The sequence below is a fragment of the Streptomyces sp. adm13(2018) genome, from assembly GCF_008042145.1.
Classification (GTDB): domain Bacteria; phylum Actinomycetota; class Actinomycetes; order Streptomycetales; family Streptomycetaceae; genus Streptomyces.
Window position 1 is genome coordinate 1 of record NZ_RDBH01000309.1, and the last position, 8,137, is coordinate 8,137.

Genomic DNA, 8,137 nt, shown 5'->3' on the forward strand with positions numbered 1-8,137 from the left:
CGGTTCGCGGCGTCCGGATCCAGTTCGTCCGCGGCTGGCAGGACGGCCTCATCACCGGCGGCGCACTGTCCGCGTCGTTCCCCGGTGGCGATGCGACCGCCCCGTACATGACGGCCCTCCCGACCACGTTCAGCTTCGTCGCCTGGCCGGCGGGGTCGGTGGCGGTGGCCCGGCAGGACGTCGTGACCCTCACGAACGCGTCACGCGCGGCCTGTGTGGCTTCGGCGCGGGTCTTCCGCTCGGCGACGGCGGCCGACAGCTCCTGAAGCTGGCTGGCGAGCCCGGACAGTTCGTTCGGGTCGGCGTCGGCCTTGGCGGACAGCTCGGCTCCGGCGGTGCGGACGCGCCCGTACTCGGCGATCAGCTGCTCGTCGGTGGCGTTGGTGATGTCGAAGGCGACCGGCTCGTTCGGCTCGGTGTTCTCCGGGGTCTGCTCTGCCATGACGGTGGTCTCCTTCCAGTCGGCAGAACGACAACGTCTCGTCTGCATCGACCGGCCCACCGCCAGCATCGAAGCTGTGTGCAGGGTACCGCGAACCGGGCGCCGTGTAATGGGCGCCCGGCTGTCGGCGTGTTACTTCGTGCCTGGAATTCCCTTCAAGCTGGATGTTATCCAGCTTGAAGAAGACCTACTTCGTGCGCGGGACGGCCCTGTAGGTGCCGCCGCCTGCCGACTTGGCGAGGAGCTGACGGACGGCCATGAGCCCGCCATCCTCGTGCTTGACGGTCACCTTGGAGCCGTCGGATCGCATGGTGACCTCGTAGTCGGTCAGGGTCTTCTTGCCGCCGCATCCGCAGCCCATGTCAGTCCTCCGTTGTCGCTGCGGCCCACGCCCACCGGGCACGAGCCTGTTCCGCCTCGTTGACCTGCCTATTTCCCGGCTCCGGGAAGAACTCTCCCTGCTGCGGTGTGATGCCGAAGCTGCCGATCAGGGCCCGCTGGGCGCCCGCCGCAAAGTGCACCCGCGCGCGGGGCACCGGGAAGCCAGGCGTGTTCACGCTGCACACGCCGATCAGCTCCAGGCTGCCGCCCACACGCCGCCAGTCACCCGACACCGGCGACGACCGGAACGTGTCCAGGGCCTCCTCGCTCGCGCCCGGGAGGAGCCAGCCGGCCACCCAGATGCCGTGCTCGTCCTCGCCTGCGACCACGCGGGCGACGGCTGCGGACGGGTCGTCGTAGTGCTCCTGAGCGGCCCGGAACGCGAGTTGGGCGTCAGCGTGCCGGGGACCGGCTACCAGCGTCCCTACGGGCAGCACAGCGCCGTCTGTGGTGCGCTGCTCGGCGACGTGGAAGTACGTGTAGCCGGTGGGGGACGACGGCGGGGTAACGCAGCCGGGCAGGCCGACGTGGCAGGTGTCCCACCCGGCGATGTGCCCGAAGACGCGGCCGGTGTCGGTGACGGTGAGCGGGGTCAGGCGGTCCACGTCAGGGCGCTGGAACCAGTCTGCTGGGGGCAGCTCAGCCGGTACAGCCGATGCGGTGAGATCCCACTCGGCCCAGTGGGAGCCGACTTCCTCGGACACCATCGGCTCGGCAGGGAGCGGGTCGAGGGTGAGGGACACGTCCGCGAAAGCCGGGATCGCCACGAGCGTCGCCCCGGCGATCCGCCACTTCGTGATGACCAGCCGCTCCTGCTCGTCCATCACGTACTCGATGTCGTCCAGGTCGACGGACGGGCCGATGACGCCAGCCTCCAGCTGCTCGATCACCTCACAGGGGGCGGACTCCAGCATGCTGCCGGTCGCGGTGACCATGCCGTCCGCGATCCGCAGGGTCTCCATGCGGGCGACGACCTGTGAGCCGCCGTGGCCGTCCTCGCTCTTCTCCTGCCATGCGAGGGGCAGTGGCAGGTCACGGGATGAGCCGCCTGCGGGGTCGATGATGCGGCCGTCACCGGTGGGCACACCCAGCCGGGCCAGCACCGCACTCCACGTCCTAGCCATCGGAGTCCTCCTCCAGTTCGGGGAACGCCAGCGACAGCGTCACCTCGGCGTATCCGGTGTCCTCCACCACCAGCGGAATGAAGCCGCCGTCCATCTCCATCCAGGCTGTGCTGTCGCTCATGGGTCCTGCCTATCTGTCCAGTCGATCTCTTCGCCGAGCACCACCGGGAACATCGAGCACCGGCAGTTGATGACCTCCCCAGCCGGGCCCGCGGGATCGCCCGGGAAGAGAAGCCGGGCAGTCCCCACCTGGAACGGCTCGGACAGCAGCGTCCGCTGCTTGTCCGCCTCCCGATGCGTGTCCCGCGTTCTGGGGTCGGCCGTGGCGATCCACTGCTTGAACGGCGCAGGATCCCCACGCTGCTGTGCATCCAGCTGCGCGCTGCGGTAGACGCCAGCGTTCACCGCAGCCAGCGTCTCCGTCCGAGCCACCGTCACCGCCCGATGCGGCCACCGCTCCGACCCTGTCGCCGTCAACACCGTCGCCACCCGCTTCGCGATATCCGGCACAGACTCCTGCTCCCGGATCCCTCGCTCCAGCTCTGCGACGATCAGCCCGTACACCTCATCTGGCAGGCGCACCAACCGGTTCCCCGCCTGGTTCAGGTACTCCGACACCCAGGCGTCCGCCTCCGGTACCCCCTGCCGGCGCACCCGCCGCGCCGCCCGCTGCAAGATGCCCTCCACCACAGGCATGACCTCGACGTCGACCTGTTCCGTCCAAAACTGCTGGTGGTCGGAGACGCGGTTGGGGTCGATGGTGTCGCCCTGGACGACGGCGGGGCGGACGCGGTCGAACCAGCGGGTCGCAGAACGGAACCAGGTGCGCTTGACTTGGTTCTCGCCGTCACGGATGAACGCCTCCGCCCGGAGACGCTGGGGCAGCCCGTCATCGGGTGGCAACGTTGTCACCGTAGGGCCTGGAGGTAGACCACGAGGTCTTTGCGGTCGTGGGGCTGCTGAGTGATGAGGCGGTTCATGGCGTAGCCGTGGAGGCTGCTGCGGAAGCGTGTGGAATCCAGCCCGAACGTCTCGGCGATCGCGTCGGCGAACTGGAACGAGTCGTTGAGGAGCGCGGCGCCGCGTCCCAGCGTTGAGATTACGGTGTGGAGTTCGTGCTTGGGCACGCTGGTGAACTGGCCCCGGTTCTCGCGCGTGAGCAGCCGCCCTCCCGCGCGTGACAGGGCGTCGAAGACGAGGAGCTCAGCCGCCGCCGTCAGCCCGTCCGGCACTGCCTCCGGTACCGGCTCGTCGCCCTGCGACGCTGGCAGCGCACGAGGCTGCTCCACCGGCGGCTCCGGCGCCTCCTCGACAGCCGCAGCCTGCGCCGCCGCCAACTCCGGCATTCCCAGAGCCTCCGCCACACCCGGCTCGCTGAGGATTGCCGGGGAGGAGATCACCAGCTTCTCCAGCAGACGCCGCTCCCGCTCCGCCTCATCCGGCATCGCGTCCTCAGGGATCCCGTTCTCCGCCAGCATGTACTCGTCGCTGATCAGGATCTTGTCGTACAGGGACTCCAGCGTCTCCCGATCGTCCGGCCTCGCCACAATGCTCGTGGTGTCCCAGCCGATTTCGTACCGAGCTGCCTGGTCGACGCTCATCCCCATCGCGACGAGCGCGGGCCGGAACCACTGTTCGGTCAGCGCGTCGCCAAGCTCGCGGAGCAGCGGCTCAATAAAAATCTTGTAAGTGCTCTCCTCCACCTGCCACGCCGACCAGTGGTTCGACTCGTCCTGCGACCCGGCCGCCACGCTCTTCGGCATGTCGAGTGTCGCCGCAAGCCGATCCAACGCCTTGTCGCGCAGCTCGTCGAGCCCCTGCACGAACGTCGTCGAGGAGTCGACGAACGCGAGCGCACTCCCCGCACCGATCATCTCCGCCGGAGCATTGAACGCAACCGGCACCACAGCAGCCGGCGTACCCGGCTGCTGGATCCCCGTCTCCGCAACGGACAGCAGCTCGTCCATGAACGCGAGCGCCGTCGTCTCGTGATCGCCCTTCGGGAGGTCCAGCTCGTCGGCGACGAGCCACACGCCGGCAGTGGCCAGCCGGGAGTCAAGCTGCCCGGCCAGCGTCTGACTGGTCTTCTCGATCTCGCGGCAGATCGGAAGCGCCGGCCGCACTGCACTGTCAGCCTGGATGAAGTCCGCAGGGTGCGGCGACCACACGCGGAACAGCCGGGACTGGGCATCGAGAGGTACATCGGTGCCGAGCTTGGGGTCCCGGTACTGCCAGGACGCGGTCGCCCCGGTGCCCTTGGTTGTGACCTGCGACGGGGGGAGGACGATCCACTCGTCCGGCTTCCCTGCGCCGCGGGGGCGGACGATGACCCACACCTCGCCCGGCACCTGCCAGCACAGCGCAAGCACCTTCAGGAGCGTGGCCCGCTTCGCTGCACCACCCAGAACCTGCGCCGCGGCCTTCACCGCAGTCGGGTTCTCCGACGGGCCAGTCGCCTTCCCAGTCGCCGGATCCAGCTCGGTGGCGTGCAGGTCCGCCTGCGACACGGCGTTCGCGATCCACACCAGCGGCGACCGGAGTTCGCCGATGACGTCGTAGTAGTACCAGCCCTGCTTCTGCCAGTCCGAGTTGGCGGAGTGCTTGCGTGCCCGGTCGGCAATCTTCACGCCGGGGCCGGACATCGGCATGGCCGCCGCGGTGATGCTGCGGGGCGTGACGGATGAGTCCTGCTGCTCGGGGAGCAGCGGCCCGTCCTTGGTGCGCCTGCGGAAGATCGCCATCAGTCCTCGCCCTCCCTGGAGGCCAGCCAGCCGGTGACGTACGAGAACGCGAGCGCGAGCGCCGGAACCCACGCCCACGCCCACCAGCCCACCCCCGCCCCGCCTACAGCCGCGAGGGTGCCCGTGTAGATCGACACGCACCACGGGCACGTCAGCAGGTATGCAAGCAGGTGTCCGTCGGGCAGAGCGCGCAGGACGGCGTTCCGGGGCGCGTCGAGGATGCGGTCCTCGGTGATCAGCCGTGTCACGCGGGCTGTCGCCAGGGCCGTCACCACCACGATCAGAAGCGGATACGTTTCCATTTCCATCCCATCATGCCGCCTGTCGGCGTGCTTTGAGTGCTGGATGCTGGCCGGAAACTCGCCCGGCGCGGCGTGCTGCGGTGTGCGGGTTGACCAACTCGGTACGCGTGCCGCGGTCGCGTTTCATCTGGTAGGTGATCGCGTGGACCTCGGCATCCACGCGGTCTGGGGAGTTGGGGGACTCCTCGGGGATCCACGTGGTCAGCTGGTCTTCGAGCTCGGGCAGGCTGCCGACGTGATGGACGCGGCCCTGCTCGTACAGCATGGCCACGGGCTGCGCGCGGAGCTTCTTGCCCTTGGACGCGTTGACGCGGCGGATCGGCGGCGGGGTCGTCTCGCCGGGGTGGAGGTCCCGCCAGACGCGGCGTAGGACTTCCTCCAGCCAGTCCTTGGGGCCGTTGTCCTCGACGACGATGTAGGAGGCGCCGTGCTCCTCCAGCAGGGCGTAGGCGGCCCGTGCAGCCTGGTCGGGGGTGCGCTTCGCGGAGGCGTCAGCGAGCACGTAGTGGTGCTGGTCGACGCCCCAGCCGGTCACAACGAGGCCCGTCTCGTCGCCCGCGCCCGTACCCGCGGGGTCCATGCCAACGGCCATGGAGATCAGGTCGGGCACGTCGGCCGGGGTGACCCGAGCCCGGTCAATCAGCACCCGCGCAACGAGCGCACCCGGCAGGTCTTCCAGGACTTCGGCGTCCAGCTCCTGCCGGCCGAGGGTGGTGCCCTCGTACTTGGCGATGACGGCGCGGCGGAACGTCTCAGCGAGGTTGCCCAGGTTGTCGTAGGTCGAGCCGCGGACCACGGCGGTCCGCTGGTCCTTCAACAGCTGTTTGATCAGCGGCAGCGGGCGGGGGGTGGTTGTGATGCAGATGCGGGGGTGGTCGCCGAGGCGCATGCCCATCTGCGCCATGTCCCACGCGTATTGGAGGTACCGCCAGGCGGCGAGTTCGTCGAACCAGCCGTAGTGGTGCTGGGGTCCGCGGAGTCGGTCGGGTTCGTCGGCGGAGTAGCAGACCTGGATCGCGCCGTTGGGGTAGACGAGGCGCCGCTTGGACGGCTGGTAGTCGGGGCGGAACGTGGCCGGTGCGGAGGCAAGAATGCCGGACTCGCCCTCGACGAGGATGTCGCGGGTGTCCGCAGCGGTTGGGCCGATGAGCGCACCCCGCTCCAGGTGCCGGGCCTGCTCGATGACCCACTCGGCACCGGTGCGGGTCTTGCCCCAGCCGCGGCCGGCGAGCGCGAGCCACACATCCCAGTCGTCGCCGACTGGTGGACGCTGCGCCGCGCGGGAGTGCCGGCCGGGCCGCCCGGGGTGGGGCTGCCCGTCACAGTCGGGGATGTCGCACAGCCAGGGCACCTTGCCGGCTTCCCGGTCCAGGACAAGCTTCTCCAGCCCCTCGGCAAGCTCCTCAAGCTCGGTAGGGGTGAGAGCGGCAAGCTCAGCCGGGGTGAGGATCACGTCTGGTTGGCCTGTTCGATGCGCTGGAGGTACTGCTGAACTCGGTCGCGGGCGGCGGAGGCCTTGGGGTCGTCCTTGAGGCGGAAGGCGTGCTCTTCGAGGCGGACCATGGCGGCAAGGGCCTGTGACCAGCGGACGGTCGGGTCTTCGCGGCCGCCGATGAAGCCGTCGAGCTGGTCGGACAGATGGCCGCGGAGCTTGTCCGCAAGGGCGAGGTTGTCGTCGCGGGCCGAGGCCATCTGGGAGGCGAGGCCATCGGTTGCGGCGGACGCAAGGTGCTGGTCGTAAGCGGTGGCGCGGGCACCCCAGTCATGCCGCTTAGACAGTTCGTACGCACTGTCCTTGGTAATGCCTACAGCTTCGGCTGTGGCAAGGACGGTGCGGCGGGGCCCTTGGTTCAGGTATTCGCGGAACGCGTCGTAAGCCTTCCCACGCTCGGTGGTGCGGCGCACCCACGGATACGGCTCGTCAGTCACTGACCTCCTCCTTCCTGCACACTGCGAGTTCTTCGCCTTGGATGGTCATGGCGGTGGAGATGTAGCCAACGGGGCACATCACCGACTCGCCTTGGTCGCCCTTCTCGCCCGCAGGACCCGCCGGTCCGGTGGGGCCGGGAGGACCGGACGGCCCGGCCGGGCCAGTCGCCCCGCTCGGCCCGGGAGCACCTGTCGGGCCCGGGCTTCCCTCCGGACCCGTCGGTCCCGCAGCTCCGCTTGGACCTGGGGCACCGTTCTTCCCGTTCGACCCATCCGCGCCTGTCGCACCCGTAGGGCCCGGTGCACCGCTCGGTCCCGGCCGTCCGTCCTTCCCGTCCACCCCATCGGCCCCGTCCTCTCCGTCGCGTCCAGGCGTGCCCTGCGCCCCGTCCCGGCCGTCCTCGCCTGCCGGGCCCGCCACCGGTGTCCCGCCGAGATCACGCACCTGCTGCGCCAGCGCGGCACTGGCGTGCGCTGCGGCGTCCCGGTCGTCCTGGAGTTCGCTGATGCCGGAGATCGCGTAGGCCACGGCAACAGCCAGAGCGACCACCGCGGCCCACCATCTGAGCGTCTTCACGTCTTGCCTCCAAGGAGGAAGTAGAGGACGACTCCGACGATGAGAGGTGCGATGAGCGCCGTCCACGCGTTACGGGTCAGGGAGTCGAGGCGGGCCCGGTCCTCCGCTTGGTCTTTGGCCAGGGCCGCGAGCTTGAGGTCCTGGTTCTCCTTGTCGGAGGCCCGCTGGTCCTGGGTGACGTACAGGGCTTGGGCTGCTTCCATGCGCTGTACGCCGGCCTGGATTGAGCGGATCGCCTCCCACGGTGTGGGGTCGTCCACCGGCTCTACAGGGGCGTGGAGTGCATCATGAGGCGCGCCCCGAGGAGCGTGACCGTGCCGGAGCCGAGGTTGGTGACCTCAAAGGACAGGGTTTCCGTGGGCTGGATGCGGCCGACGAGGGTCACGAGGCGGGTCACGGAGCCCTTGTCCTTGAACCCGTCGACGTTCGCCATGGGGCCCTCTTCGGCGACGCCACCAGAGGTGGTCTCGATGTGGCGGACGCGGAGGGCTTCGTCGGGGCCGAGGCCGGAGAAGAAGAGATGCAGGTTCGCCTGCCAGTCGGCGTTCTGGAGGACGGAGAACCCGCCGGCGCCGTGCTGGCCGGGTTCGTCGGCGTACTCGGTTTCCCAGTAGATGCGGACGGGGGAGTCGGGGAGGAGG

At 69.4% G+C, this 8,137-nt stretch carries 11 protein-coding genes; all 11 read right to left on the bottom strand.

Annotation, left to right across the window (positions count from 1 at the left end):
• Positions 1–442: hypothetical protein (locus EAO70_RS36960; RefSeq protein WP_148007142.1), on the bottom strand; the 442-nt coding region annotated here is incomplete at its 3' end.
• 187 nt (positions 443–629) lie between these two features.
• Positions 630–803: a hypothetical protein gene (locus EAO70_RS38395; protein WP_187284213.1), complete on the bottom strand. Its 174-nt coding sequence runs from the start codon at positions 801–803 to the stop codon at positions 630–632.
• Position 804: 1 nt separating this feature from the next.
• A complete protein-coding gene (locus EAO70_RS36965) occupies positions 805–1,947 on the bottom strand; it encodes a hypothetical protein (protein ID WP_148007143.1) in 1,143 nt (380 codons plus the stop codon).
• On the bottom strand, positions 1,940–2,068 hold the full coding sequence (locus tag EAO70_RS39900; protein ID WP_261993250.1) for a hypothetical protein: 129 nt from the start codon (positions 2,066–2,068) through the stop codon (positions 1,940–1,942). The genes EAO70_RS36965 and EAO70_RS39900 overlap by 8 nt, the downstream gene beginning before the upstream one ends.
• Positions 2,065–2,850: a phage minor head protein gene (locus EAO70_RS36970; RefSeq protein WP_148007144.1), complete on the bottom strand. Its 786-nt coding sequence runs from the start codon at positions 2,848–2,850 to the stop codon at positions 2,065–2,067. The genes EAO70_RS39900 and EAO70_RS36970 overlap by 4 nt, the downstream gene beginning before the upstream one ends.
• A gap of 5 nt (positions 2,851–2,855) precedes the next feature.
• A complete protein-coding gene (locus tag EAO70_RS36975) occupies positions 2,856–4,688 on the bottom strand; it encodes a hypothetical protein (RefSeq protein ID WP_148007145.1) in 1,833 nt (610 codons plus the stop codon).
• Positions 4,688–4,990: a hypothetical protein gene (locus tag EAO70_RS36980; RefSeq protein WP_148007146.1), complete on the bottom strand. Its 303-nt coding sequence runs from the start codon at positions 4,988–4,990 to the stop codon at positions 4,688–4,690. The genes EAO70_RS36975 and EAO70_RS36980 overlap by 1 nt, the downstream gene beginning before the upstream one ends.
• A gap of 10 nt (positions 4,991–5,000) precedes the next feature.
• Entirely contained in the window at positions 5,001–6,443 is a 1,443-nt protein-coding gene (locus EAO70_RS36985) for a terminase large subunit domain-containing protein (RefSeq protein WP_222723520.1), read from the bottom strand.
• The gene (locus tag EAO70_RS36990) at positions 6,440–6,919 is read right to left on the bottom strand and encodes a hypothetical protein (RefSeq protein ID WP_148007147.1); all 480 of its coding nucleotides are present in this window, start codon (positions 6,917–6,919) and stop codon (positions 6,440–6,442) included. Before EAO70_RS36990 ends, EAO70_RS36985 begins: the two co-directional genes overlap by 4 nt.
• 573 nt (positions 6,920–7,492) lie before the next feature.
• Positions 7,493–7,699: a hypothetical protein gene (locus EAO70_RS37000; RefSeq protein ID WP_148007149.1), complete on the bottom strand. Its 207-nt coding sequence runs from the start codon at positions 7,697–7,699 to the stop codon at positions 7,493–7,495.
• Positions 7,700–7,761: 62 nt separating this feature from the next.
• The coding region (locus EAO70_RS38400; RefSeq protein WP_187284214.1) for a hypothetical protein at positions 7,762–8,137 on the bottom strand (376 nt) is incomplete at its 5' end.